The following is a 1,347-nucleotide window of genomic DNA, read 5'->3' on the forward strand; positions in this document are numbered from 1 at the left end:
CAGCCCCAGGCCCCCGAAGCGCCTCCGCCCCCCGCCGCGCCGCTCATCCAGCTTTCGGAAGAGGGCTTCTCCCTGTCCTCGGCGGACAAGGCCTTCGTGGTGAAGCTGCGCGGCCAGCTCCAGGCGGATGGGCGCTTCTTCCTCGACGACCCGGACCGCACCGGCACCAACACCTTCGTCATGCGGCGCGTGCGCCCCATGCTGGAAGGAACGTTCTTCGGCTTCGTCGACTTCCGCTTCATGCCGGACTTCGGCAGCGCACAGCCGCTCGTGCAGGACGCGTGGATCGACTTCCACCCGAGCGACAAGCTCCGCCTGCGCGCCGGCAAGTTCAAGACGCCCTTCGGCCTGGAGCTGCTCCAGGCGGCGGTCAACACGCCCTTCATCGAACGCTCGCTCACGGTGGACCTGGTCCCCATCCGCGACGTGGGCCTGGAGCTGCACGGCGACGTGCTCGGCGGACGGTTGCAGTATTCGCTCGCGGCGCTCAACGGAGGGGCGGACGGCGTGAGCACCGACCTCAACACCGACGACAGCTTCGACCTGGCCGCCCGGCTCTTCGTCCAGCCCTTCAAGCCCGGCGGCCCCGCCCTGCTCAAGGGGCTGGGCGTGGGCTTCGCGGTGACGCGCGGCCAGCAGTTCGGCACGTCCTCCAGCACCGGCGTGTCCGTCCTTCGCAGCACCGGCCAGGAGGTCATCTTCAGCTACCTGAGCGGCACGGCCGCTGGCACCACCGTCACGGCGCACGGCGAGCACCTGCGCTTCGCGCCCCAGGGGTACTTCTACAAGGGCCCCCTGGGGCTGCTCGCGGAGTACGTGAGCTCCTCGCAGGAGGTGCAGGTGGGGGATGCCCGAGCGCGGCTGCGCCACCACGCGTGGCAGGCCCTGGCCTCGTGGGTGGTGTTCGGCGGGAGCGCCGCGTACGACGGCGTGAAGCCGACCACGCCCTTTGATCCGGAGACGGGCCAGGGCGGCGCGCTGGAGGTGTCGGTGCGCTACCACGCGTTGGATCTGGACGACGACGCCTTCCCCCGCTTCGCGGACCCCACGAAGTCGGTGAGCGCGGCGAAGGGCTTCGGCGTGGGCGCCAACTGGTACTTCAACAAGCGCGTGCGCTTCGGCGCCAACTTCCACCGCACGAACTACGAGGGCGGCGCCCCCACCGGCGACCGCGCCCCCGAGAACGCCCTGCTGATCCGCTTCCAGGTCGCCTTCTAGGGCCGCCCCTCCTCCGGCGCTGACGCCCGGCGTCACGCGGGCTTCGTCCTGCTGCGTCTTGAAGCCCGCGCGCGACCTGGATGACGCTCGCGCCCGCCGTGACGTGTCAGCCCTCCCCCGGGGGCCCCC

The 1,347-nt window shown here is 71.3% G+C and carries 1 protein-coding gene; it reads left to right on the top strand.

From position 1 onward, the window contains the following. On the top strand, positions 1 to 1,218 hold a 1,218-nt coding region (locus tag D7Y13_RS41470), incomplete at its 5' end, for an OprO/OprP family phosphate-selective porin (protein ID WP_120631061.1). Positions 1,219 to 1,347 lie beyond the last annotated feature (129 nt).

Source organism: Corallococcus praedator, from assembly GCF_003612125.1.
Lineage (GTDB): Bacteria > Myxococcota > Myxococcia > Myxococcales > Myxococcaceae > Corallococcus > Corallococcus praedator.